The organism is Nonomuraea longicatena (assembly GCF_039525605.1).
Classification (GTDB): Bacteria; Actinomycetota; Actinomycetes; order Streptosporangiales; family Streptosporangiaceae; genus Nonomuraea; species Nonomuraea longicatena.
This window is the reverse complement of the sequence record NZ_BAAAHQ010000063.1, coordinates 16,574-40,699: the sequence shown is the minus strand read 5'-3', so window position 1 is coordinate 40,699 and position 24,126 is coordinate 16,574. Positions and strand designations below refer to the sequence as shown.

Below are 24,126 nucleotides of genomic sequence, written 5' to 3'. Positions count from 1 at the left end.
GGCCCGACCTGGGGTGATGCCGTGTCAGCGGTGGCGTCAGCGCGGTGACGGTGCGGTATCAGGGTGGTCGGCGAACGTTGTCCACATGAACGGTTCAGCGATTGCGGCCTCGGGGCTGCGAAAGTCTTACAAGGACAAGGTCGTGCTCGACGGCATCGACCTGAACGTCCGGGCAGGCACGATCTTCGCGCTGCTCGGTCCCAACGGCGCCGGCAAGACCACGACGGTCAACGTGTTGACCACGCTGCTGCCCGCCGACGCCGGGAAGGCGCTCGTCGCCGGTCACGACGTGACCACGCAGACCAAGGCGGTGCGCGCCGCGATCGGAGTGACCGGTCAGTTCGCGTCGGTGGACAACCTGCTCACCGGCGAGGAGAACCTGCGGCTGATCGCCGACCTCCTGCACCTGCCCAAGTCGCAGGGCAAGCGGGTCATCCGCCGGTTGCTCGACCGGTTCGAGCTGACCGAGGCGGCGGGCAAGCCGGCGGCGTCCTACTCGGGCGGCATGCGCCGCAAGCTCGACCTCGCCATGACGCTGGTCGGCGCCCCGCAGATCATCTTCCTGGACGAGCCCACGACCGGCCTCGACCCGCGCAGCCGCCGCACCATGTGGGAGATCATCCGGGAACTGGTCGCCGACGGCACGACCATCTTCCTCACCACCCAGTACCTGGAGGAGGCCGACCAGCTCGCCGACCGCATCGCCGTACTCGACCAGGGCAAGCTGGTCGCCGAGGGCACCGCCGCCGAGCTGAAGCGCCAGGTTCCCGGCAGCCACGTCCGGCTGCGGTTCGCCGACCGGCCCACGCTCGACCTCGCGGCGCAGGTCCTGGACGCCTCCACGAAGGACGACGAGGAGCTGGCCCTCCGGGTGCCCGGCGACGGCGGGGTGCGGTCGCTGCGCGCGCTGCTCGACCGGCTCGACCGGCATTCCGTCGACGTCGAGGAGCTGTCGGTGCACACACCGGACCTGGACGACGTCTTCCTCGCCCTCACCACCAACACGAACACGAAGGTCAACGCCCGATGAACGTCATCTCAGACTCCACAACGCTGCTCCGGCGCAACTTCCGCCACTCGATCCGTAACCCCGTCGCGCTGTTCAACTCCGTCATCATGCCGATCGTGCTGATGTTCCTGATGGTCTACGTGCTCGGCGACGGGTTCAGCGTCGGCACCGCCTACGCCGACTACGCGACGCCGGGGCTGATTCTGACGACCATCTGCTACGGCGTCAGCGCCACCTCGATCGCGGTGAACTCCGACATGACGACCGGATTCATCAACCGGTTGCGCGTCATGGAGGTCTCCAGGGCCGCGGTGCTGAACGCCCATGTGATCATGACCGTGCTCCGGAGCCTGGTGGCCATCACCCTCGTCATCGGGGTCGCGCTGCTGATGGGTTTCCGCCCGGAGGCGAGTTTCACGCAGTGGCTCGGCGTGCTCGGCGTCGTCGCGCTGGCGGTGCTGGCGATCGGCTGGCTGACCGTCGCGTTCGGCCTCGCGGCGAAGACGCCGGAGAGCGCGGGCATGGCCGCCGTCCCGCTGATGATGCTCCCCTTCCTGAGCAGCGCGTTCGTACCCGCCGAGAAGATGGGCGCGGGCGTGCGGCAGTTCGCCGAGTTCCAGCCGTTCACCCCGATCATCGAGACCCTGCGCGGCCTGCTGGCCGGTACGCCGTCGACCGGGCCGATCCTCACGGCGGTTGTCTGGTGCGTCGGAATGGCGCTGGTCGGCTACCTGTGGGCGAGCGCCTCGTTCAAGAAGCGAGCGTGATCTCGGCCAGCTCCCGCCAGTCCGCCTGCCCGCCGTCCAGCATCGCCTCGGTGAACACCTGTTCACCGAGGCGATCGCGTGCGGCGGCGGCGTTCCGGGCGGCGTCCGGCTGCGACCGGTCCGGCGTACCGCGTACGCCGTCGCTCGCCCCGAGCAGGCGGGCCGCCTGCTCGTACTGCCCCTCGCGCGCCGCGAGATCCGCGAGCCCGATCAGCGTCTCGGCGACCAGCGGGTAGAACCCCTGTCCGTACGCCATCGCCGCGTGGAAGGCCTCGATCCGATACGCGCGGGCCTCCTTGAGGTCCTCGGTGAGGTAGGCGCGCACATCCGCGCTCACGGCACGGATCATGCTGTTCATATGGACGCCGCCCTGCACCACCTCCGCTGCGGCCAGGTACCGGTGGGCCGCGTCCGGCTCGCCCCGCCGACGCGCCAGCTGCGCCTTCTCCAGCTCCAGGTTGGCGAGGACGTCCGGCCAGGCGATCCCGCCCGCGCACCGCTGCGCCTCGGCCATGGCGTACGCGCTGGAGCGCTCGTCGCCGAGCAGCCAGTAGAGCTGAGCCTGCCGTGACCGGGAGTAGACGACGTCCTCCATCGCGCCCATCTCGGTCGTCGCCACGATCGCCACCTCGTAGTGCTCACAGGCGCGGGCCAGTTCACCGCGCATGGCGAGTTGGTCGGCCAGGAAGCTCTGCGCCAGGGCGATCCCGAACCGGTCGCCCACCGAGCGGAACTCTGCGAGGGCCATCTCGGCGTCGATGTCCACGTCCGTTGCGTCTCCGCCGAGCGTGAGCCGAAACCGGGCGCGGGCCAGCCTGGCCTGCGCGCGTACCCACGGATCGTCGCTGGCGACGAGCGGCTCGAAGGCGGGCATGAACTCGGCCGGCCCCGCCAGCAGCCCTTTCAGCACCCCGAGGAACCCGAGCATCGGATGGTTGTACCCACTGCGCCGAGCGTGATGATGCGCCTGCCTGATCCACTCCTCCGCCTCAGCCGGACCGGCGCCCGGCCAGGAGGTCACGAACATCGTCACCCACGCGTAGGCCAGCGCCCGCACCTCGTCGGTCACCTCGCCCGGCAGCGAGGCCGCCGCGATGCTCAGTTCGGTGCCCTCGGCCCGTTGCCCGCTGAGGAACCAGTACCAGCCCCCGAACCCGGACAGCCGCATCGCCTCCTGCGCCCAGCCCTCCGCGATCGCCCCGCGCAGGGCGGCGCCGAGGTTGTCGTGCTCGGCGTGGAGGACGGCCATCCATTCCAGTTGCTCGGCCCGGCGCAGGTGCGGTTCGGCCGTCTCGGCCAGCTCGATGAAGTAGGCGAGGTGCGCCCGGCGCGCCGCCTCGCTCTCCCCGGCTTCGGCGAGCCGCTGCGCCGCGTACTCCCTGATGGTGTTGAGCATCCGGTAGCGCGCCTGGTCCTCGCCGTCGGCGAGGACCAGCGACTTCTCGATCAAAGCGGTCAGTACGTCGAAGACCGGCTCCCCGTCCGCGGAGTCGCACACCCGTTCGGCCGCCTCCAGGCTCGCCCCTCCGGAGAACACCGACAGCCGCCGCAGCACGCCGCGTTCGGCCTCGGTGAGCAGGTCCCAGCTCCAGTCGACGACCGCGCGCAGCGTCTTGTGCCGGGACAGCGCCGTCCGGCTGCCGCCGGTCAGCAGCCGGAACCGGTCGTCGAGCCGGCGCGCGAGCTGGTCGACGGACATGGTGCGCAACCGGGCCGAGGCCAGTTCGATCGCCAGCGGCATCCCGTCGAGCGCCCGGCAGATCCGCGCCATGGCCGCGATGGTGTCCGGGTCGGAGCCGATGTCCTTGCGCACCAGGTCCGCGCGGTCGCGCAGCAGCCGTACGGCGGGCGAGGACGCGGCCTCCGTGGGCCCGGCGTCCTGCGGAGGCAGCGCCAGCGGCTCGACCTGCCACAGGACCTCGCCGGTGATGCCGAGCGGTTCCCTGCTCGTGGCCAGGATCCGCAGTCTCCGGCACTCGCCGAGGAGCTGGTCCGCGAAGGCCGCGCTCGCCTCGATGACGTGTTCGCAGTTGTCCAGGATCAGCAGGATCGCGCGGTCCCGGATCGCGGTGACGAGCCGGTCCGCCGCCTCGCCGCCGCGCGGCTCGCCGAGCAGGGGCTGGTCGCGCAGCCCGAGCGCGTTCAGCGTGGCCTGCGCCAGGTCGCCGCCCGCCTGCACCGAGGCCAGTTCGACCAGCCAGGCGCCGTCGGGCAGGTCGGCCAGCATGGTCCGCGCGGTCTCGGTGGCCAGCCTGGTCTTGCCCGAGCCGCCGGGTCCCGTCAGGGTGACCAGCCGGTGTCCGGCGGCGAGGCCGGCGACCTGTGCGATGTCGTCGTCCTTGCCGACGAAGCTCGTCAGCTCGGCGCGCAGGTTCGTCCTGCGCTCGTCCGCCCGCTCGCCCAGTTCGCCCCGGAGCAGTGCGGTGTGCACCGCGGACAGCTCCGCCGACGGGTCGGCGCCCAACTCGTCGGCGAGCCGCTCGCGGGTGCGCTGGTACACGGTCAGCGCCTCGTTGCCGCGCCCGGCGTCGGCGAGCGCTCGCATGAGGGCGGCCACGAATCCCTCGCGCAGCGGGTACGTGGCCACCAGTTCGGTCAGTTCGGGAACCAGTTCCGAGCCCCGGCCGAGGCGAAGGTCGGCCTCCACCCGGTCGCCGAGGGCGGCGACGTGGAGTTCGTCCAGGCGGGCGACGACGGCGTCGAACGTGTCGCTGTCGCGCAGGGCGATGTCGGCCAGGGCCGTACCGCGCCACAGGGCGAGGGCCGAGCGCAGCAGCTGTGCCCGCGCCGCGGGTTCGGCGGCGCGGGCCTGGCCGACCAGGTCCTCGAACCGGCACACGTCCACGGCGTCGGGGGGCACGGCCAGCCGGTACCCGCCGGCCTCCGCTCCGATCACGCCGTCCGGCAGTACCCTGCGGAGTCTGGACACCAGCGCCTGCAGGGCGTTCACCTCGTCGGCGGGCGGCTGCTCGCCCCAGATCCAGTCGACCAGCCTCGCGCGTGAGACGATCCGGCCGGGGGTGAGGGCGAGCGCGGCCAACAGCGCGCGCAGCCTGCTTCCGGGGACCTCGACCACGGCCCCGTCACGGTCTCTGACCTCGAACGGCCCAAGCAATCCGACTCGCACATCGGTATTGTGCCGAACCTGGGAGCTGTCGGAAACGCCGGTGGCGGGCGTGGCCCGCCGGGCAGAATCGTCGGTCATGGTCCCACATGGTACGTGTATTCACGATATGTCGCGAGCTAGTGCGCACCCATGGACGGCGTGACGCCGGTCAGCCGCTCGGACAGCTCCCAGAGGCGGGCGGCGGTGGCCGCGTCGCGGATGGCGCGCTCGCGAGTGCGCCGCGTGGGCTCGCCCCGCAACTGCAGGACGCCGTCGGGCACGATGTAGCTGCCCCCGGGCAGGCCGGGGACGGTCGCGGCGTACAGGGAGGTCTTCGCCCCCTCCGGAGTCGGCCGGAAGGCCGCGCGCACCAGCAGGCGCACGAGGGTCGCGTACAGCCGTCCCCTGCCGGCGTTGGCGCCGCCGGTGAGCACGTTCGTGCGGGTGAGTCCGGGGGCGACGGCCATGCTGCGCAGCCTCAGCCCTGCGGCGTCCGCCCGGCGCTGCAGTTCGATCGCGAAGTAGAGGTTGGCCCGCTTGGAACGCACGTAGGCGAACGCCGCCCGGTAGCCGCGCTCGGCGTCGAGGTCGCTCAGGTCGAGGCGGGCGAAGCGCTGGCCCTCGCTGCTGACGGTGACCACCCGGGGATCGCGCGCGGCCAGCAGGTCCAGCCGCCGCAGTTCCAGTCGGGCGCCGGGCACCTCGCGCCGCAGGCGGGCGAGGGCGGCGTGTCCGCGTCCGGGGTCGCGGCAGGCCAGGACGACCCGTGCGCCCCGGCGGGCCAGTTCGCGGGCGGTGACGTAGCCGATGCCGCTGTTGGCGCCGGTCACCACGGCGATCCGGCCGGTCTGATCGGGGATGGCGTGAACGGTCCAGCGAAGCATGATGCGCCCTTTCAGAGAATTATCGCAACTTCAAGTTGCGATATCGTCATCTTGTCACCCGTTTCACGACTATCGCAACTTGGAGTTGCAATGCAGCCTGAGCAGCCCTCCGCCCGTACGGTCGGCCGTGGCGCCAAGGTGCGCGCCGCCGTACACGCCGCCGCGCTCGCCGAACTCGTGGACAAGGGGTACGCGGCGCTGAGCGTCGAGAACGTCGCCCTGCGCGCCGGAGTCCACAAGACGACGGTGTACCGGCGCTGGAAGGATCGCGAGAGCCTGCTCACCGACGCCCTGGGCGAGCACCTGGCGATGGACATCCCCGTGCCGGACACCGGGGCGGTCGAGACCGACCTGCGGGCGCTGGCCCGCTCGATCGTCCAGACGCTCACCGGCCCGACCGGGCAGGCCGTCCTCGCCGCCATGTTCACCGGAGCGGCCCACCTCCCGGAGATCGCCGAGGCCCGGCGCCACGTGTTCGACGACCGCCTCACCAGAGCCGAACCCGTGGTCACCCGCGCCGTCCGGCGCGGCGAACTGCCGGAGGGCACCGACCCGGCAGAGCTGCTGAAGACCCTGGCCGCGCCGATCTACCTGCGCCTGCTCATCGCCGCCGACCCCGTCGACGAGACCACCGCCGACCGGGCGGCACACATCACGCTGGCCGCCGCCCGCGCCGGCGCCCTGCGAGCGCCGGCGTCGTAGCCGAGGGAACCCTCGACACACAGGTGGACCACGGGCGGCCGGTTCAACAGGCCGACGGCCTCGGCCGGCCGACCTGTCCAGCGGGCCGGCGGACCACAGGTGGCCGGCCGGTTCGACGCACCCGCGGGCCTCGGGCGGTCGCCCCGATCCAGGCGGCATAAGGTTGGGGGGTGGCGACACGACTTGTGCAGATTGCGATGAATGCCAAGGACGACTCCGTGGTGGGGCGGTTCTGGGCGGAGGCGCTCGGCTGGGGTCTGTCCAGCGAGGGGCCCGGCGTGACCAACGTCGAGCCGGAGGGCTTCGTCTATCCGGACCCCGTCGCCGTCTGCGTCGACGTCCTCGCCGTCCCGGAACCCAAGACCGGGAAGAACCGCGTGCACCTCGACCTCGCGACCACCTCGGCGGCCCATCAGGCGGAACTGGTCGCGCGCCTGAAGGGCCTCGGCGCGACACCCGCCGACGTCGGCCAGGGCGAGGTCCCCTGGACGGTTCTCGCCGACCCGGAGGGCAACGAGTTCTGCGTGCTGGAGCCCCGGCCGATCTACCGGGACACCGGGCCGATCGCCGTGGTGGTGGTCGACTGTGTGGCCCCCCGGGCCATGGCCGCTTTCTGGGACGAGGCGATGGACTGGACCCTGCACGAGGTGACCGACGACCACGCGGTCCTGCGCTCGGCCAAGGGGGTCGGGCCGTACCTGGAGTTCCTTCGCACACCCGGCGTGAAAACCGTGAAGAACCGCATCCATCTCGACCTCCGCCCGTACGCCGGTGACGACCAGGCGGCGGAGGTGGCCAGGCTGCGCGCCCTCGGCGCCACCGACGTCGATCTCGGCCAGGGCGACGCACCGTGGACGATCCTCGCCGACCCGGAAGGCAACGAGTTCTGCGTCCTCACCCCGCGCTGACCGGCGCCCTCACACCGAGCAAGCCCGTCCGCCTTGTCGTGAAGGGTGGGCGTCGTGGTGACATCCCGGCTCACGTCGGCGGCGGCGTCGCGTTCCGCCGTCTCAGGCGGATCTCGCCCGGTAAGCGGCCTTCTCCTCGGCGGTCAGGTGCTCCATCGCGTAGGTCAGCATGGTGCGCGGCATTGCGGCGGCGTACCGGTCGAGGAACGCCAGCAGGCGCGGGCGATCGTTCTTCCCGGCCCCCCGCAGGACTCCCCCGACGGCCTTGTGGATGAGGTCGTGAGGGTCGGCGATGAGCAGTTCGGCCAGGCGGTAGATGTCGTCGTCGTCACCCTTGCGGGTGAAATAGAGGGCGGCATAGACGGCGGTACGGCGTTCCCAGGGGTTGGCCGAGCGGGCCAGGTCGTCCAGGACGTCGCGGGGTTTGTCTTCGAGGTAGCGGCCGACGGCCCAGGGGGCGGCGAGGTCGACCAGGTCCCAGTTGTCGATGACGTCCATGCGCGACAGGTACAGGTCGTACAGTTCCTTACGGCGCCCCTCGCCGGTGCGCTTCAGCCGGGCCTGCTTGTCCATGATGCTGAGGGCGCCGACCCGCGCCTCGCGGATCGGGCTGTCGAGCAGGACGTTCAACTCGGCGGGCGGCAGGTCGACGAACTCCTTGGCGAGGTCGAACACCTCCCCCATGCGGACCCCGATGGCACCGGACACGCCGCCCTTGAAGTAGCGCTGGATCTTCTCCTGCTCTTCCGGGGAGGCCAGCGCGGTCAGGCGGTCGATGAATCGCTCAGCTCTCATAGGCGGTTGGCAGCCTGCCGGGCCGTCCAGGCGCCTGCCTTTCCGGGCCGCAGACCATGATCTCCTCAGCTCTACTTTCAACGGATGCGTGGCCGGTCGAGTTCTAGCCGGTCGCGCCATCCGGGCGCGTCAGGGCCACCACCTGGATAAGTCGGTCAAGGCCGTCGAAGTCCTTCGGGTTGGCGGTGTACAGGGGCAGTTCGTTCGCGGCGGCGATCGCCGCGATCATCAGATCGGCCGTTCGTCCTCTCGGTTGGCGGCCGATGGAGTACACGGAGGCACACACCTGACCGAACATACGGGCCGACTCGGCGTCGTACGGCAAGGGGTCGCCAAACGCCGCCTCAGCGTGCTGGAGGACTGAGATGCGGCCTGCTCGCTTTACCGGATCGTCGGTGGCGTACGGTCCTCGTGATAGTTCGCCGAGTGTGACTGCGGTGATAGCGGCCTCAATCGGAAGTTCGGCAGGATCGAAAAGCTTGAAGGCGGCGGCGACGTTGGTGTCGAGGATGCCGCGGTCGTGACGATTCATAGCCCGGTCCCTTCAAACGGATCGCGCAGTGAATCGTCGATCACATCGTCCCACTCGGCACGCACGTCTGCCCAGTCGATGGCAGGGGCGGTGGCGAAAATGGCTTGAGCCTCAGCCGTGGGCACGAAGCGGCGACGCCGAATCGGCTTCACCTCGGCGAGCGGCTCACCGTTGATCGTCAGAATGTATCGCTTGCCCTCCCGTAGACCACGCGTCACGCTGCCAGAGTCATTGACGAACTGGCGGACGCTGACCTCGGTGGCCCGCATCGTTGGCTTCATAGCCTCATCGTACCTCAGCGTGCCACGGCGTGCCATAGTCGGCGGGCGGCGCCTACGCAAGTCCGCGCAGCGATCTATTCTCAGACACGCTCAAGGGATGCGAGCCGCTGATGCCCCATTCGGCGGCGAGCTTGTCGCGGGTGAATGTCCGCGTGGGGCCGGGATCGCTGGCGTTCGCCATGATGGCGTGCAGCGCCTGTTGACGACCGACCTCGCGGCGCAGCCGTCGGACCCCGGCCTTGAGCGCCTCGTACTCGTCGCGAGGGACGGTGACGACCTTGTCGTGGTGATACGCCGTCATGCCCCAACGCTAGCCGCTCGCTGCGACAGATTCCGGGCGCACCAGCCAAGTGGCGGCCAGGCCGCCCCACGAGATCTCCCGGTGTTTGTCCCAGCATGTCCCGCAAGGCCCCGACCGGTGGGCTCGATCACCGCGCCCGGTGCGGCCGACCTTGCTCGATGTACCGACCCACATCACAACGCCCGAATGGCTGCGTCGACAGGTGCGACCGGGGGACACTGGACGAGAAGGATTGCTCCCGCCCCTCCCATGACGAGGTGTGGCATGGCCGCCGAACTGCCCCGCGCCCTTCCGACCTGGGCCGAACTCCTACGGGAGAAGCGGCGCCAAGCCGGTTGGTCCCAGAAGCAACTCGCCATCCGGCTGTTCAAAGCAGCGGGCGGTGGTATCAGCCTTCCAGAACTCGACTCGGTGATTCGTCGAATCAAAGATCACGAAGCCGGTAGACATCACCCCGCCGACCCGTACCCCTTGCTGTACGGCCGAGTTCTCGGCCTGAGTGAGGCGATATTCATCGACCCGCCGCCGGCCCCTGGTAAAGCCACCGAGAGTGACGAGGTTGAAGCGCTGGAACTCGCGCGCAGAGTCACGGCGAGCGATGTCGGCGAAGAGACACTTCAGCGCCTCGAAGCCACTGTGGACGAGCTGGCTTCGATCTACTCGAAGACACCGCCTGCGGCGCTCCTCAGGAGAGTGCGTGTGCATCTCGGGTATGTCAGCCGTTTGCTGGACGGCAAGAAGACGCTCGCGCAACACCGTCGCCTTGTCGTAACCGAGGGCTGGCTGTCACTTATCGGTGCCACTTGTCACATCGATCTCAAAAACCAACCTGCCGCCGCCGCACAACTGCGAACTGCAAGGCACCTGGCCAAGCAAGCCGAACATCCGGAAATCATCGCGTGGTGCCTGGAGACAGAAGCATGGCAGGTACTCATCGACGGCGATTACCGGCGGGCCGTGACGCTTTCTCAGGAGGCACAGGCCGTGGCTCCTCGCGGAACTTCGGTCCATGTGCAGGCGATCGCCCAAGAAGGCCGGGCATGGGCACGTCTCGGGGCGGGCGCCGAAACCCGGGATGCGCTCAATCGGGTTCACGGCCTGGTTTCCCCGATGCGCATGCCGGATCGCCCGGAGCACCATTACCGCTACGACCCGGCCAAAAGCGACGCCTACACCGCCACGACACTTGCGTGGATCGGCGACACCGCCGCCGAATCGTACGCCAGGCAGGTGCTGACCCGCCTGGAGGCACCCACGGACGGCGGTCCCCGACCTCGTCGCGCGGCCTCCGCCCGACTGGATCTCGCGCTGGCACTGTTGGCAAGCGGCCAACTCGAAGAAGCAGGCCACGTGACCGGCGAGGCTATGACCAGCGGCATGCTGGTGCCATCGAGTCATTGGCGTGCCGCCGAAATCATCGCCGAGGTGGGAGCACGTGGTCTACCCGAGGCAACGGAACTGCTAGAGATGTACCGGGAACTTCGGCGTCACGCCGCCGCCGTATCGACGTGACCCGGTGTCCGTTCTTCCCGAAAACGGAACACGTCCGCACCCTGCCGTTCCGAATTCCCAGTCTCAGCGAGATCACGAACCCCAGCCACGCGGGGAGCGCTCGCCCGGGGTGTGGGGCGAAGCCCCACCGTGACAGCCCGAACCCCGAGGCGCGAAGCGCCGCTGGTGAGGACCTTGCCTTCAGGACCTTCAGCACTCGATGACGTTGACGGCCAGGCCGCCGCGTGAGGTCTCCTTGTATTTGTCCAGCATGTCCCGGCCGGTGTCGCGCATCGTCTTGATGGCCTTGTCCAGGCTGACGAAGTGGCGGCCGTCGCCGCGCAGGGCGATGCGGCCCGCCGCGATGGCCTTGATCGAGGCGACCGCGTTGCGTTCGATGCACGGGATCTGGACCAGCCCGCCGATCGGGTCGCAGGTCAGCCCCAGGTTGTGTTCGATGCCGATCTCGGCCGCGTTCTCCACCTGCTCGGGGGTGCCGCCCAGGACCTCGGTCAGGCCCGCGGCCGCCATCGAGCACGCCGAGCCCACCTCGCCCTGGCACCCTACCTCCGCCCCCGAGATCGACGCGTTCTCCTTGAACAGGACGCCGATCGCGGCCGCCGTCAGCAGGAAGCGGACGACCCCGTCGTCATCGGCCTGCGGGACGAACCGGGTGTAGTAGGTCAGCACCGCCGGGATGATCCCGGCCGCGCCGTTGGTGGGGGCGGTGACGATGCGGCCGCCGGCCGCGTTCTCCTCGTTTACGGCGAGGGCGAACAGCGACACCCAGTCCATCGTCTGCAGCGGGTCCTTCTCGGGGGACTCACTGCACAGGCGCCGGTGGAGCTGGTGGGCACGCCGTTTGACCTTGAGGCCGCCGGGCAGCACGCCCTCCTTGGCGATGCCGCGCCGTACGCACTCGCCCATGACCTGCCACAGGTGCAGGATGCCGCTGCGGATCTCCTGCTCGGTACGGCCGAACGCCCTCTCGTTGGCCAGCATGAGCCCGGAGATGGACAGCCCGGTGTTGGAGCAGTGCTTCAGCAGTTCCTCGGCGGTGGTGAAGGGGTAGGGCAGGACGGTGTCGTCGGGCTTGATGCGGTCGGCGCCGGTGGCGTTCTCGTCGACCACGAAGCCGCCGCCGACCGAGTAGTAGATCTTCTCGCGCAGGACGGTGCCGTCCTCGGCGCGGGCGGTGAAGCGCATCCCGTTGGGGTGGCCGGGCAGGGAGATCTTGCGTTCGAAGACGAGGTCCTCGCCGACGACGAAGGGGATCTCCTTGGTGCCGTAGAGGCGGACGGTGCCGGAGGTGCGCATCTCGGCGAGTCTGTCGTCGACGGTGTCGACGTCGACCAGTTCCGGCTTCTCTCCGGACAGGCCGAGCAGGACGGCCTTGTCGCTGCCGTGGCCTTTGCCGGTCAGGCCGAGCGAGCCGTACAGGATCGCCTCGACGCGAGCGGTGGCGTCGAGGAGGCCGTCGGTGTCGAGACCTCGGGCGAACTTGTGGGCGGCGGCCATCGGGCCGCCGGTGTGCGAGCTCGACGGACCGATGCCGATCTTGAAGAGGTCGAAGACGCTGATCGCCATGGGATGCGCCCTTCCGCGCTGGTGGTGCGCCGGGGCCCGGCAGGGCCCCGGCATGGTGGGTCAGGACTCGGCGGAGGTGAGGGCGGCGTACTCCTCGGCCGTCAGGAGGTTCTCGGGGTCGCCCTCCAGGCGGATGCGGAACATCCAGCCGTCGCCGTACGGGTCGCTGTTGCAGAGTGAGGGGTCGTCGACGACGGCCCGGTTCACCTCGATGACCTCGCCGCCGACGGGGGCGTAGATCTCGCTGACCGACTTGGTCGACTCGACCTCGCCGATGGACTCGCCTTCCTCGACGTTCACACCCACCTCGGGAAGCTGGACGAAGACGACGTCACCGAGGGCGTCGGCGGCGAAGGCGGTGATCCCGACGGTCAGCGTCAGGCCGTCGTCGAGGCCGGCCACCCACTCGTGCTCCTTGGTGTAGCTCAGCTCGTCAGGGATGTTGCTCACTTACTTCCTCCTGTAGAAAGGCAGCTCGACCAGGTCCACGCCTTCGTGGCTGCCTCGGATGTCCACGGCCAGTCCTTCGGTGACTCCAGTGTCCACGTAGGCCATCGCGATCGGCTTCCCGAGGGTCTGGGAAGGCGCTCCGCTGGTGACCTCGCCGACGACGGCGCCGTCCTTGGTCACGGGGTACCCGTGGCGGGGCACCCTGCGGCCCTGGGCGACGAGTCCGACCAGGCGGCGCCGGGGCGGAGTGTCCTTGACCGCCTCCAGCGCCGCCCGGCCGACGAAGTCTCCGGGCTTGTCGAATTTCACCACTCGTCCCAGTCCCGCGTCGAACGGGGTGAGGGCGGTGGACAGCTCGTTGCCGTACAGCGGCATGCCCGCCTCCAGGCGGAGCGTGTCGCGGGAGGACAGCCCGGCGGCCACCAGCCCGTACGGTTCCCCCGCCTTGGTCAGCGCGTGCCAGAGCGAGACGGCGTCGGCGTTCGCGACGAACAGCTCGAATCCATCCTCACCGGTGTAGCCGGTGCGCGCGATGAGCGCCTGGGCTCCGGCGACGGTGCCGGGCAGTCCGGCGTAGTACTTGAGGCCGGGCAGGTCGGCGTCGGTGAGCGTGGCGAGGATCTCCTGCGCGCGCGGTCCCTGCACCGCGATGAGCGCGTACTGGTCGGAGCGGTCCTCGACGGCCGCGTCGAAGGCGCTGGAGCGGGTGGTCAGCTCACGGGCGACGAGTTCGTAGTTGGAGGCGTTGGCGACGACCATGAACTCCTCGTCGCCGAGGCGATAGACGATGAGGTCGTCGAGGACGCCGCCCTCGGCGTTGACGATCATGGTGTAGCGGGCGCGGCCGACGGCGAGGGCGGACAGGTGGCCGACGAGGGCGTGGTCGAGGGCCTGCCCGGCCTGCGGGCCGGTCACGAAGATCTCGCCCATGTGGGAGAGATCGAACAGTCCGGCTGCGGTGCGTACGGCGGTGTGCTCGATGGACTCGCTGCCGTAGCGCAGGGGCATGAGCCAGCCCGCGAAGTCGGTCAGTGTCGCGCCGAGACTCTCATGGATGTCTCGCAGCGGCGTCGGTCGGGACATGTGCGCACCTCAGGGCAGGATCGGATGCCAGCATCCTCCCCCTCTGTCATGGTTGCCTGAGAGCTTCGCCCGGGTTTTGCCGGACTTTCACCTTCGGCGAGGTCGCAAGGACCTGCTTTCCAGAGGCCACCTCGCCCGCGCGGTCCTTTGCCTTGAGAGGTTCGCGGGGAGGGCTTGCTCCTTCAGGGTTCCTGACCGGGTGTCAGGACGCTCTCCCGCGTGGGTTCATCGGTGCCACCGCCAGCCTAGTGCCGCCATGGGGGTGTTGTCGCGTTCAGGATGTGCTGTCCACGAACTGGGAGGCGTACTCCTCGGTGGGCGGAATGTTGGTGATGATGTCGATGAGGAGGCCGTTGGGGTCGGCGACGATGAAGTGTCGCTGCCCGAAGTCCTCGGTGCGGAGGTCGAGTTCGGCTTTCAGGCCCTCCTTGACGACCAGGCGCTCCCATTCGGCGTCCACGTCCTCGACCTCGACGTTGAGCAGGACGCCCTGGGCGGTCTTGCGGTAGGCGGCGGGCACGGTGGGGTGGGCGTGGTCGAGCAGGGCCAGTTCGTGGCCGCCACGTCGCAGGCTGACGTACCAGTCGGCCTCGAAGGTGATCTCGAAGCCGAACAGGTTCACGTAGAAGTCGCGCGACTCCCGGATGCGGGAGGTGCCGATCACGGGGTAGAGGCTCTGGAGTTTCACGGTGAATCCTTTCACATACCGCTGGTATGCGAGTAAGCTAGTTCGCATACCAGCGGTATGTCAAGGAGGAGTCCATGCCGAGCACGCGAGCGGAACAGCGGGCCCAGACCAGGCGCGCCCTGATGGCCGAGAGCAGGCGGCTGTTCGCCACCGAGGGGTACGCCGCCGTGGGCCTGTCGGAGATCGTCTCGGCCGCCGGGGTGACCAAGGGCGCGCTCTACCACCACTTCGCCAGCAAGGCCGAGCTGTTCGAGGCCGTGCTCGCCGAGGTCCAGCAGGAGGTGGCCGACCGGGTCGCCACGGCCGCCGACCGGCAGTCCGACCCGTGGGAGCAGCTGACCACCGGCTGCCGCACGTTCCTGGCGGCCAGCACCGCGCCGGAGATCCAGCGGATCATGCTCATCGACGGCCCGGCCGTACTCGGCTGGTCGCGCTGGCGCGAACTCGACGAGGCGGGCTCCGGACGACACCTGGAGGAGTCGCTGTCGGCCCTCATCGCGGCGGGCGTGATCACGCCGCAGCCCGTCGCCCCGTTGACCCGCCTGCTGTCCGGGGCCATGAACGAGGCGGCGCTGTGGCTGGCCGACTCCTCCGGCCCCGACGACCTCGCCGCCACCCAGGCCGCCCTCTCCCGGATGCTGGCGGCCCTGCGAACTTGAGACTGCGGGCTTAGTTCTTGCGCACGTGCAACCGGATGACCGTGCCCAGGTCGTCGTCGCGGACCTCGCGCCGGATCCGGCCGACGATGTCCTTGTCCAGCTTGCCGACCACCGCGCCGACGTCGGTCGTCGCCGGGCAGGTCAGGTTGACGCGGAGGCGGTCGGCGCGGCCCACCACCCGCACCACCGCACGGGACAGGCCCTCGACGTCCTTCAGGCCCACGCACAGCATGGCCGTGCCCGTGCCGTCGCGCGCGCCCCTGCGCCCCCAGCCGAGGCTGAGCAGCAGCCAGCGCAGCGTGGTCAGGGCCAGCAGTACCAGAGCCAGGGCCGTGAGCCACAGCGCCCACGGGTGGGCGGCGACCGCGTCCGCGCTCTCCTGCGGCAGCAGCTTGGCGCGCGGCGCCTGGCCCGGCAGCTTGGACTGGCCGCGCAGGTAGGCGTACACGCCGACGGCGAGCAGGACGAGGCCGACGACCGCGAGGCCGATCCGGTTTCCCGAGTACTGCTTCATCTACAGCCCCCTCCGGCGCAGCCGTACGACGACCTCGCCCGCGCACAGCGCGCCGAGGCCCGCCAAGCGGTCGCCCACGGCGGTGCCGACCTGCCTGAGCATGGCGCCCGAACTCTCCGGGCCGGTGACGACGGTGACCTCGATCGTGCGCTTGCGCAGCCGCACGCGGGCGTGGCCGACGCCGTCCACCGCCTGGGCGACCGCGCGGACCGTACGGCGCAGGCCCGAGCGGGTGATCCCGATGACGATCAGCGGGTCGCCGGTCTCGACCGGCACCAGCCTGGTACGGCCCGGCAGCACCGCGAGCCCCAGCATCACCGTCCCGGCGACGGCCACGACCAGCGCGACGAAGGAGATCTCCCACCACGTCGTCCGCCCCGCCAGCGCGATGGCGCGCTCCAGGGGCAGCCAGCGGAGCGGGCGGCCCACGAGCGCGCAGACCACCTCGGCGGCGCTCAGCCCGAGCAGTGCGGTGAGGGTGAGGGCGAGGACCGATCCTGCGGGGGTTCGCGCGGGTTTGAGCACCCGGGTGGATCTGCGAAGCGGGGTCTCCGGCTGGGCGAAGGCGGCCGCGCCGGGCAGCAGTTGCTGGAGCGTGGTCATCACAGCTCCCAGGGGTATCGGCTCCCGTATCCGCCGGGCCGCCTCCCCGCCGCCGGTTTGCCGGATCATTACAGGCCCGCCCGATTAACGCGAACCATGCTCATGTTATTTTGCCCGGTATGCAACTACCCTGCTGATATGGATGACCGCCAGCGCTACGATCGCGCGACGTCCGCCCTTGAACCCCCCTTCGCGATCCTCGACCTGGCGGCCATGCGGGCGAACGCGGCCGACCTCGCGCGGCGGGCCGGCGGCAAGCCGATCCGCGTCGCCACCAAGTCCGTGCGCTCGCGCCCGCTGCTCGAACTCCTCCTCTCGCTGCCCGGCTTCCGCGGCCTCATGGCGTTCACGCTGCCCGAAGCGCTCTGGCTGGTCTCCCACGGCTTCACCGACGTCCTCGTCGCCTACCCGAGCGCGGACCGGGCCGCCCTCGCGCGCCTGGCCGCCGACCCCGTCGCCGCGCGCGAGATCACGCTCACCGTCGACTCCGCCGCCCACCTCACCCACCTCGACGAGGCCCTGGCCGATGCGGGAGCGCGGGAGGAGCTCCGGCTCTGCCTCGACCTCGACGCCGGGTACCACGCCCTCGGCGGGCGCTTTCGCGCCGGGGCGCTGCGCTCGGCCGTGCGCACCCCGGACCAGGCAGCGAGCCTCGCCGCCGCCATCGGCAAGCGGCCCGGACTACGGCTGGTCGGACTTCTGGCCTACGAGGCCCAGATCGCCGGAGTCGGGGACGACCCGCCGGGCAGCGCCGTGCTCGCCCGCGCGATCCGGGTCATGCAGCACCGCTCGGCCCGCGAACTGACCGTCCGCAGAGGGCGCGTCGTGGCCGCCGTACGCCGCCACGCCGACCTCGAGTTCGTCAACGGCGGCGGCACCGGCAGCATCGAGCGGACCGTGCGGGAGAAGGCCGTCACCGAGGTCTCGGCGGGCTCCGGGTTCTTCCATCCGAGGCTGTTCGACCACTACCGGAGCTTCACCGGCAGGCCCGCCGCCCTGTTCGCGCTGCCGGTCGTCCGCAGGCCGGGGCCCGAGGTCGCGACCGTGCTCGGCGGCGGCTACACCGCCTCGGGGGCGGCCGGGCCGAGCCGGTTGCCGCAGCCGTACCTGCCCGGGGGGCTCGGCTACGCGGCCGGCGAGGGCGCCGGGGAGACGCAGACCCCGCTCATCGGACCCGCCGCGCGGGACCTGCGGATCGGCGACCGCGTGTGGTTCCGGCACGCCAAGGCGGGCGAACTGTGCGAACGCTTCGACCGCCTGCACCTCGTCGAGGGCGAGGCGGTCACCGGCGTCGTGCCCACCTATCGGGGCGAGGGCCGTACGTTCCTGTGATCAGTGACGGCGCCTGCGGCGCCACAGCACGACGAGCGCACCCACGACCAGCGCCGCGCCCACGCCGACCAGCACCGGGGCGAGGCTCGGCGGCTCGTCGTCCCACAACCCCTCCGCGTCCTCGCCCACCTCGACCGGACGGGCCGACAGCCCGAGAGCGTCGCCCACGCGCGCCTTCACGTCGGCCACCGTACGCTCGGCGACCTTCTTCGGGCTCACCCGGTCGGCGATGGCGTCGACCGTGTGCGCCAACTCGGCGCGGGTGCGCGTGATCCGCCGCTCCAGCTCATCGGGGTCGGTCTCGGCCATGGCTCTCCTCAACGCTCGTGCGGCGACCAGTCTGTCAGGTCGGGCCTTCGTACGGCACGGCGACCGGCCCGGTAGGTTCGGGGAATGACCGAATCCAAGCTCGCAGCTGGTGATGTCGCGCCGGACTTCACGCTACCCGCCGCCGACGGCGCGGACATCTCACTCGCTGCGTTGCGCGGCAAGCGAGTGATCCTTTACTTCTACCCCGCCGCGATGACCCCCGGCTGCACCAAGCAGGCGTGCGACTTCCGCGACAACCTCGGGCAGCTCACCGCCGAGGGGTTCGTCGTGCTCGGCGTCTCGAAGGACAAGACCGACAAGCTCGTGAAGTTCACCGAGCGCGACTCCCTGACGTTCCCGCTGCTGTCGGACCCCGAGCTGGAGGTCCACAAGGCGTACGGCGCGTACGGCACCAAGAAGCTGTACGGCAAGGAGGTCGTCGGCGTGATCCGCTCGACGTTCGTCATCGACGCCGACGGGAAGGTCGAGCTGGCGCTCTACAACGTGAAGGCCACCGGGCACGTGGCGAGCCTGAAGAAGAAGCTGGGCCTCGCCTGACGGAAAATGCGGGTCCTCCTGCGCGGAGGGCCCGCTAGACTCTGGTGCGAATCAGACGCGGGCGTGGCGAAATTGGCATACGCGGCAGGTTTAGGTCCTGTTGGTGGAGACACTGTGGGGGTTCGAGTCCCCCCGCCCGCACTCGGCCGTGGATCGGGCCGGATGGCGCTTCCTCTTCGCCACCCGGCCCGACGTCTCGATCATGATCTCCCTTTACCGCCCCTGGGGGCGCTCCCGAGACCAACCTTCCCAAATCCCCGGTAAGGCCCGCATAAGACCTGATCGGGCATCAGACCAGGGTCGTAGACACGGTTCCGTCTTCAGGCGGATCGCGCGCCCGCCGGTTGTACGTATCGTGATGGTGTGTTCGGCAGGATACGCATGTGGTCGAGGCGGCACACCAGGGCGATGGACGCCGTCAGGGTGTCGCCGCTGTTCGCGTTCTGCCTCCTCTCGATGAGAGACTTCTCCGTGCACCAAGAGGGCTCGCCCCTCCTCGACGTCGCGACCTCCCTGGTCCTGCTGGTGCCGCTGCTGTGGCGGGGCACCAGGCCGCTGCAGGTCTTCGGGTTCCTCTCCCTGGTCAGCTTCGCGCAGTGGGCCCTCGACTACGTGGTGCTCCCCGCCAACCTCGCCGTCCTGGTCGCCTTCTACTCGGTGGTACTGCATCGCGGCCGGGTGTGGGCCGTCGCCGGGCGGCTGGTCTGCGAACTCGGCGTCGTGCTGGCCTTCAAGCTGTACGACAGCCCTTCTCCTGGCATGTTCGTCACCAGCACCACCCTGGTCCTGACCGTCGGGCTCACAGCTCTCTACACCAAGACCCGCCGCAACTACATGGAGAGCCTGGAGGAACGCGCCGAGCGGGCCGAGCGCGAACGCGACCAGCAGGCCAGGATCGGGGCGGCCACCGAGCGGGCCCGCATCGCGCGGGAACTGCACGACGTCGTGGCCCACAACGTGAGCGTCATGGTGGTGCAGGCCGACGGCGCGCGCTACGCGATCGACGGCGACCCGGAGCAGGCGCGGCTGGCCGTACAGAACATCTCGCGGACCGGCAGGGAGGCCCTGGCCGAGATGCGCAGGCTGGTCGGCGTGCTGCGCGAGGACGCGCTGGACGGCGACGGCGCGGAACAGACCGACTACCTGCCGCAGCCCGGCCTCGGCCAGCTCGAAGAGCTGGTCGGCGGCGCCGGAGTGCCCGCGGAGCTGTGCGTGTCCGGCGAGGCCGGCGAACTGCCCGAAGGACAGCAGCTCGTCGTCTACCGGATCGTCCAGGAGGCCCTGACGAACACCCTCAAACACGGCGGACCAGGCACCCGGGCGAGCGTCGAACTCGCCTTCGGGCCGGCCGAGCTGATGGTCAGGATCACCGACGACGGCAGAGGCGCCGCCGCCCCGCCCGTCGTCGGCGGACACGGCCTGCTCGGCATGCGCGAGCGCGTCAGCATGTACGGCGGGGTCGTCTCGGCCGCCCCCCGCGCGGGCGGCGGCTTCGAGGTGCTGGCCCGGCTGCCCGTCTCGACGGCGAAGGCGGCCTGACCGTGATCCGGGTGATGCTCGTCGACGACCAGGTACTGCTGCGCGCCGGGTTCCGCATGGTGCTGTCCGCACAGCCGGACATCGAGGTGGTGGCCGAGGCGGGCGACGGCTCCCAGGCGCTGGAGGTGCTCGCGCACACCGAGGTGGACGTGGTGCTGATGGACGTGCGCATGCCGAAGATGGACGGCGTCGAGGCCACCGCCAGGATCGACGGCCCCAAGGTGCTGATCCTGACGACGTTCGACCTCGACGAGTACGCCTTCGCGGCCGTGAAGGCGGGCGCGTCCGGGTTCCTGCTGAAGGACGTGCCGCCCGACGACCTGCTGACGGCGATCCGGCAGGTGCACGCCGGCGACGCCGTCATGGCGCCGAGCACGCTGAGCCGCATGCTGCGGCGCTTCGCCGCGCACCTGCCCTCAGGCGGCGGCGACGGCGCCGTCGCCGGGTTGACGCCCCGCGAGCACGAGGTGATGATCATGGTGGCGCGCGGCCTGTCGAACACGGAGATCGCCGACCGCCTGTCGGTCGCCGAGGCCACGGTCAAGACCCATCTCGGCCGCGTCCTCGCCAAACTGGGGCTGCGCGACCGGGCGCAGGTCGTCGTGTACGCCTACGAGGCGGGACTGATCGTGCCGTCGAATCGACCGAAAGTCTGACCCGGGTCATCTCAGGTGGCACACGAAGTCCCTCCTCAGGGGCCATAACGGGGCGGAAATCCGCCCCTAGCTTGGGTGTCGTTCCACGAAAGACGACCCAGGAGTGAACGTGACCATCACGCACACCACGCGCCAAGCGCCGCCCGCCGTGGTGGCCAGGTCCCTGACCAAGGTGTACGGCCAAGGCGACGCCCAGGTGCACGCGCTGCGCGGCGTGGACGTCGCCTTCGCCACGGGGGCGTTCACCGCCATCATGGGCCCCTCCGGCTCCGGCAAGTCCACGCTCATGCACTGCCTGGCCGGGCTCGACGCCGCCACCGGCGGCAGCGTCCACATCGGCGACGTCGAGCTGACCGGCCTGAACGACAAGGAGCTGACGCTGCTGCGCCGCGAGCGCATCGGTTTCATCTTCCAGGCGTTCAACCTGCTGCCGACGCTGACGGCCGAGGAGAACATCCGGCTGCCGCTGGAGATCGCCGCACGCCAGGCCGACCAGCTGCTGTTCGACCGCGTCATCGACACCGTCGGGCTCAGGGACCGGCTCGGCCACCGGCCGACCGAGTTGTCCGGCGGCCAGCAGCAGCGGGTGGCGGTGGCCCGCGCCCTGATCAGCAAGCCGCAGGTCATCTTCGCCGACGAGCCGACCGGCAACCTCGACTCGCGCAGCGGCGCCGAGGTGCTGTCGTTCCTCCGTACCAGCGTGCGCGAGCTGGGCCAGACCATCGTCATGGTCACCCACGACCCGGTCGCCGCCTCCTACGCCGACCGGGTCGTCTTCCTGCGCGACGGCTCCCTGGTCAGCGAGTTGGACGCGCCGTCGCCACAGGCCGTCCTCGACACGCTGATGAAGCTGGAGGCGTGAGGTGCTGAAGACGACTCTGGCCGGGCTGCGGGCGCACCGGCTGCGCCTGCTGCTCACCTCGCTGGCGATCGCGCTGGGCGTGGGCTTCATCGTGGGCACGTTCGTGCTCACCGACACCATGGAGTCCGGCCTCTCGCAGAAGGTCACCGCCGACGCCGGCAAGGTGGCGGTGGCCGTCCTGTCGGAGGAACGTGACAAACCGCTGGCGCCCGAGGTCCTGGACACGGTCAGGAAGGTCCCCGGGGTCACGGAGGCGCACGGGCTGACCATGGCGCCCGCGCCGCTGATCGGCAAGGACGGCAAGGCCGCCGGCGACCAGCCGACCACCGCCGTCTCGATGATCAGCGGGCCGCTGGCGCGGGCCGTGATCACCAGCGGCACCGGTGTCGGCACCGACGACCAGGCCGTCGTGATCGACAAGAACACCGCGGAGAAACAGGGGTTCAAGCTCGGCGACACCGTGACCGTGCTCGACCACCGGCAGGACGAACACCGCTTCCGGCTGGTCGGCACCATCGACACCGGCGTCGACCAGATACTCGCCTACACCGGCATGGTGGGCTTCACCCCGGAGACCACCCAGCGGATGACGGGCGTGAAGGGGTACGCCGAGATCAACGCGGCCGGCGCCGACCCGGACGCGCTGAAGAAGGCCGTCGCCGCCGCCGTCGGCACCGGCCCGTACGTCCTGACCGGCTCCGAACTCGCCGCCGAACTCGCCGAGGCGGCCGGGGTCTCCAACCAGGTGCTCACCATGGGGCTGCTGCTGTTCGGCCTGGTGGCGATGCTGGTGGCGGCGCTGGTCATCTACAACACCTTCAACATCCTGGTGGCCCAGCGCACGCGCGAGATGGCGCTGCTGCGCTGCATCGGCGCCACCCGCGGGCAGGTCTTCTCCTCGATCCTGTTCGAGTCCGCCGTCGTCGGGCTGCTGTCGTCCCTGCTCGGCCTGCTCGCCGGGTACGGCCTCGGTGCGGGCGCCATGGCGATCCTGGACGCCGTCGACGCGCCGATGGCCGCCGGGGTGGGCGCCACCCTGTCGCCCAGGACGATCGCGGTCGCACTGGCCGTCGGCCTGGTCGTGACGGTGGGCGCGGCGCTGCTGCCCGCACGCGGGGCGACCCGGGTGGCGCCGATCGCGGCGCTGCGCTCCCAGGTGGAGGAGCAGACGTTCCGCACGGGCGTGGTCCGGGCCGTCTTCGCCGGGCTCTTCCTGCTGGCGGGCGCGGGCGCGACCATCGCGGGCGTCATGATGCCGCCCGGCGAGATGCCCTCGCTGATCGCCGTGGTGGCCGGGGGCGCGCTGACCTTCCTCGCCGTGCTCATCCTCGGGCCGGTGCTGGTCCGGCCGCTCAGCGCGGCCGTCGGCTGGATCCCGGGCAAGCTGTTCGGCGTGCCCGGCCGGCTCGCGGTCGACAACTCCGGCCGCAACCCCCGCCGGGCCGCCACCACGACGATCGCGCTCACGATCGGCGTGACGCTGATGACGCTCATCTCCATCGTCACCGCCTCGACCCGCGAGACGATGACCGGCAAGCTCGACGACCAGTTCCCCATCGACTACATGATCATGTCGCAGTCACAGGAGGCCGGGATCCCGCCGAGCGTCGGCAGGGACCTGCGGGCCAAGCCCGAGTTCGAGTCGGTCGTGCAGATCCGCGACGCCACCGCCAGGATCGACGGGCGCGAACACTTCGTCGGGACGTACGAAGGGCCGGTCCGCCTCACCCCCAAGGCAGGCTCGCTGGCCGGGTTCGCCGCCGGTCAGGTCGCGCTGAGCGAGGACATGGCCGAGGAACTGAAGGTACGGGTGGGCGGCACGATCGAGGTCACCACCAAGAAGGCGGGCCGGGTCGGGCTCAAGGTGGCCGCGATCATCGACAACGAGTCGTACGCGCCTGCGGTCACCGTACCCGGTGATGCCTTCCGCGAGTACTTCGGCGACGTGCGGGACGTGCGGGTCATGGTCAACATCAAGGACGGCGTCGCGCCGGAGCGGGCCCGCGCGGCCGTCGACGCGGCCACCGCCGCCTTCCCGACCGTGAAGGTGTCGAGTTCGACCGACGTGCGCGGCCAGTTCGACGAGGCGCTCGACATGGTGCTGATGATCGTCACGGCGCTGCTGGGGCTGGCGATCCTCATCTCGCTGCTCGGCATCGCGAACACGCTCTCGCTGTCGGTCCACGAACGCACCAGGGAGTCGGCGCTGCTGCGCGCCCTCGGGCTGACCCGGCCCCAGCTACGGCGCATGCTGTCGGTCGAGGCGCTGGTGCTCGGGCTGATCGGGGCGCTCGTCGGGGTGGCGCTCGGCGGCGTGTTCGGCTGGGCGGCCACCCAGGCCATGATCAACGGGGCGGTGTTCTCGCTGCCGGTCGGTCAGGTGCTGCTGTTCGTCGCACTGTCGGGACTCGCGGGCGTCGTGGCGGCGGTACTGCCCGCCCGCCGCGCGGCCCGCGCGTCCATCGTCGGCTCGCTGGCGGCGGGCTGACCCACCGGATCCCGCGCCCGAA

General features: G+C 70.4%; 25 protein-coding genes, 1 tRNA gene and 2 riboswitches. Of the genes, 13 read left to right on the top strand and 13 right to left on the bottom strand.

The features are described 5' to 3' along the window. Positions 1-85: 85 nt before the first annotated feature. Both ABD120_RS38520 and ABD120_RS38515 read left to right on the top strand, forming a co-directional pair. Positions 86-1,030, top strand: coding sequence for an ATP-binding cassette domain-containing protein (locus ABD120_RS38520; protein WP_343955325.1), 945 nt, complete (start codon positions 86-88; stop codon positions 1,028-1,030). Further along, on the top strand, positions 1,027-1,776 hold the full coding sequence (locus tag ABD120_RS38515; protein WP_343955324.1) for an ABC transporter permease: 750 nt from the start codon (positions 1,027-1,029) through the stop codon (positions 1,774-1,776). The genes ABD120_RS38520 and ABD120_RS38515 overlap by 4 nt, the downstream gene beginning before the upstream one ends. On the opposite strand, the gene ABD120_RS38510 is transcribed toward ABD120_RS38515, so the two are convergent. Continuing rightward, positions 1,760-4,903 carry an AfsR/SARP family transcriptional regulator gene (locus ABD120_RS38510; RefSeq protein ID WP_343955323.1) on the bottom strand — a complete coding sequence of 1,048 codons (3,144 nt, stop codon included), beginning with the start codon at positions 4,901-4,903 and terminating at the stop codon, positions 1,760-1,762. The two genes, ABD120_RS38515 and ABD120_RS38510, sit on opposite strands and share 17 nt — an antisense overlap. A gap of 116 nt (positions 4,904-5,019) precedes the next feature. After that, positions 5,020-5,766 (bottom strand): SDR family NAD(P)-dependent oxidoreductase, encoded by a 747-nt coding sequence (locus tag ABD120_RS38505; protein WP_343955322.1) that lies wholly within the window; start codon positions 5,764-5,766, stop codon positions 5,020-5,022. Between the two features lie 90 nt (positions 5,767-5,856). Between ABD120_RS38505 and ABD120_RS38500 the strand changes: the two genes are divergently transcribed. Both ABD120_RS38500 and ABD120_RS38495 read left to right on the top strand, forming a co-directional pair. Further along, the gene (locus ABD120_RS38500) at positions 5,857-6,468 is read left to right on the top strand and encodes a TetR/AcrR family transcriptional regulator (RefSeq protein WP_343955321.1); all 612 of its coding nucleotides are present in this window, start codon (positions 5,857-5,859) and stop codon (positions 6,466-6,468) included. Between the two features lie 197 nt (positions 6,469-6,665). Further along, positions 6,666-7,376, top strand: a complete 711-nt coding sequence (locus tag ABD120_RS38495; protein WP_343955320.1) for a VOC family protein — start codon at positions 6,666-6,668, stop codon at positions 7,374-7,376. Positions 7,377-7,478: 102 nt separating this feature from the next. Here the strand turns inward: ABD120_RS38495 and ABD120_RS38490 are convergent, their stop codons facing one another. The 4 genes from ABD120_RS38490 to ABD120_RS38475 all read right to left on the bottom strand — a co-directional run bounded on the left by ABD120_RS38490 (position 7,479) and on the right by ABD120_RS38475 (position 9,285). Then, positions 7,479-8,171 (bottom strand): DNA alkylation repair protein, encoded by a 693-nt coding sequence (locus ABD120_RS38490; protein WP_343955319.1) that lies wholly within the window; start codon positions 8,169-8,171, stop codon positions 7,479-7,481. A gap of 103 nt (positions 8,172-8,274) precedes the next feature. Continuing rightward, entirely contained in the window at positions 8,275-8,703 is a 429-nt protein-coding gene (locus tag ABD120_RS38485; RefSeq protein WP_343955318.1) for a type II toxin-antitoxin system VapC family toxin, read from the bottom strand. Continuing rightward, complete coding sequence (locus tag ABD120_RS38480; protein ID WP_343955317.1) at positions 8,700-8,984, bottom strand: hypothetical protein; 285 nt, start codon at positions 8,982-8,984, stop codon at positions 8,700-8,702. Before ABD120_RS38480 ends, ABD120_RS38485 begins: the two co-directional genes overlap by 4 nt. A gap of 52 nt (positions 8,985-9,036) precedes the next feature. After that, complete coding sequence (locus ABD120_RS38475) at positions 9,037-9,285, bottom strand: hypothetical protein (protein WP_343955316.1); 249 nt, start codon at positions 9,283-9,285, stop codon at positions 9,037-9,039. 264 nt (positions 9,286-9,549) lie between these two features. Between ABD120_RS38475 and ABD120_RS38470 the strand changes: the two genes are divergently transcribed. Continuing rightward, on the top strand, positions 9,550-10,797 hold the full coding sequence (locus ABD120_RS38470) for a helix-turn-helix domain-containing protein (protein WP_343955315.1): 1,248 nt from the start codon (positions 9,550-9,552) through the stop codon (positions 10,795-10,797). A gap of 189 nt (positions 10,798-10,986) precedes the next feature. On the opposite strand, the gene ABD120_RS38465 is transcribed toward ABD120_RS38470, so the two are convergent. The 4 genes from ABD120_RS38465 to ABD120_RS38450 all read right to left on the bottom strand — a co-directional run bounded on the left by ABD120_RS38465 (position 10,987) and on the right by ABD120_RS38450 (position 14,584). Next, positions 10,987-12,363, bottom strand: a complete 1,377-nt coding sequence (locus ABD120_RS38465) for an L-serine ammonia-lyase (protein ID WP_343955314.1) — start codon at positions 12,361-12,363, stop codon at positions 10,987-10,989. Positions 12,364-12,423: 60 nt separating this feature from the next. Next, positions 12,424-12,813: a glycine cleavage system protein GcvH gene (gene gcvH / locus ABD120_RS38460; protein WP_343955313.1), complete on the bottom strand. Its 390-nt coding sequence runs from the start codon at positions 12,811-12,813 to the stop codon at positions 12,424-12,426. Continuing rightward, a complete protein-coding gene (gcvT, locus tag ABD120_RS38455; RefSeq protein WP_343955312.1) occupies positions 12,814-13,896 on the bottom strand; it encodes a glycine cleavage system aminomethyltransferase GcvT in 1,083 nt (360 codons plus the stop codon). 33 nt (positions 13,897-13,929) lie between these two features. Next, a riboswitch (glycine riboswitch) is annotated at positions 13,930-14,026 on the bottom strand. Then, a riboswitch (glycine riboswitch) is annotated at positions 14,027-14,124 on the bottom strand. A 46-nt stretch (positions 14,125-14,170) separates the two neighbouring features. Further along, the gene (locus ABD120_RS38450; protein ID WP_343955311.1) at positions 14,171-14,584 is read right to left on the bottom strand and encodes a VOC family protein; all 414 of its coding nucleotides are present in this window, start codon (positions 14,582-14,584) and stop codon (positions 14,171-14,173) included. 74 nt (positions 14,585-14,658) lie between these two features. Between ABD120_RS38450 and ABD120_RS38445 the strand changes: the two genes are divergently transcribed. Further along, a complete protein-coding gene (locus tag ABD120_RS38445; RefSeq protein ID WP_343955310.1) occupies positions 14,659-15,243 on the top strand; it encodes a TetR/AcrR family transcriptional regulator in 585 nt (194 codons plus the stop codon). A gap of 10 nt (positions 15,244-15,253) precedes the next feature. On the opposite strand, the gene ABD120_RS38440 is transcribed toward ABD120_RS38445, so the two are convergent. Next, positions 15,254-15,757, bottom strand: coding sequence for a hypothetical protein (locus ABD120_RS38440; protein WP_343955309.1), 504 nt, complete (start codon positions 15,755-15,757; stop codon positions 15,254-15,256). Then, a complete protein-coding gene (locus ABD120_RS38435) occupies positions 15,758-16,360 on the bottom strand; it encodes a DUF6286 domain-containing protein (RefSeq protein ID WP_343955308.1) in 603 nt (200 codons plus the stop codon). 138 nt (positions 16,361-16,498) lie between these two features. Between ABD120_RS38435 and ABD120_RS38430 the strand changes: the two genes are divergently transcribed. Continuing rightward, on the top strand, positions 16,499-17,692 hold the full coding sequence (locus ABD120_RS38430) for an alanine racemase (protein ID WP_343955307.1): 1,194 nt from the start codon (positions 16,499-16,501) through the stop codon (positions 17,690-17,692). Here ABD120_RS38430 and ABD120_RS38425 read toward each other — a convergent pair whose 3' ends face one another. Further along, on the bottom strand, positions 17,693-18,001 hold the full coding sequence (locus ABD120_RS38425; RefSeq protein WP_343955306.1) for a DUF3618 domain-containing protein: 309 nt from the start codon (positions 17,999-18,001) through the stop codon (positions 17,693-17,695). A gap of 84 nt (positions 18,002-18,085) precedes the next feature. Between ABD120_RS38425 and bcp the strand changes: the two genes are divergently transcribed. From bcp to ABD120_RS38395, 6 genes are all read left to right on the top strand, one after another. Continuing rightward, positions 18,086-18,559, top strand: coding sequence for a thioredoxin-dependent thiol peroxidase (bcp, locus tag ABD120_RS38420; protein ID WP_343955305.1), 474 nt, complete (start codon positions 18,086-18,088; stop codon positions 18,557-18,559). 57 nt (positions 18,560-18,616) lie between these two features. After that, positions 18,617-18,700, top strand: a tRNA-Leu gene (locus ABD120_RS38415). Positions 18,701-18,922: 222 nt separating this feature from the next. Then, positions 18,923-20,098 carry a sensor histidine kinase gene (locus ABD120_RS38410; RefSeq protein ID WP_343955304.1) on the top strand — a complete coding sequence of 392 codons (1,176 nt, stop codon included), beginning with the start codon at positions 18,923-18,925 and terminating at the stop codon, positions 20,096-20,098. 2 nt (positions 20,099-20,100) lie between these two features. Next, positions 20,101-20,754, top strand: coding sequence for a response regulator (locus ABD120_RS38405; RefSeq protein ID WP_343955303.1), 654 nt, complete (start codon positions 20,101-20,103; stop codon positions 20,752-20,754). A 109-nt stretch (positions 20,755-20,863) separates the two neighbouring features. Next, on the top strand, positions 20,864-21,616 hold the full coding sequence (locus tag ABD120_RS38400; protein WP_343955302.1) for an ABC transporter ATP-binding protein: 753 nt from the start codon (positions 20,864-20,866) through the stop codon (positions 21,614-21,616). 1 nt (position 21,617) lies between these two features. Further along, positions 21,618-24,104: an ABC transporter permease gene (locus tag ABD120_RS38395; protein ID WP_343955301.1), complete on the top strand. Its 2,487-nt coding sequence runs from the start codon at positions 21,618-21,620 to the stop codon at positions 24,102-24,104. Positions 24,105-24,126 lie beyond the last annotated feature (22 nt).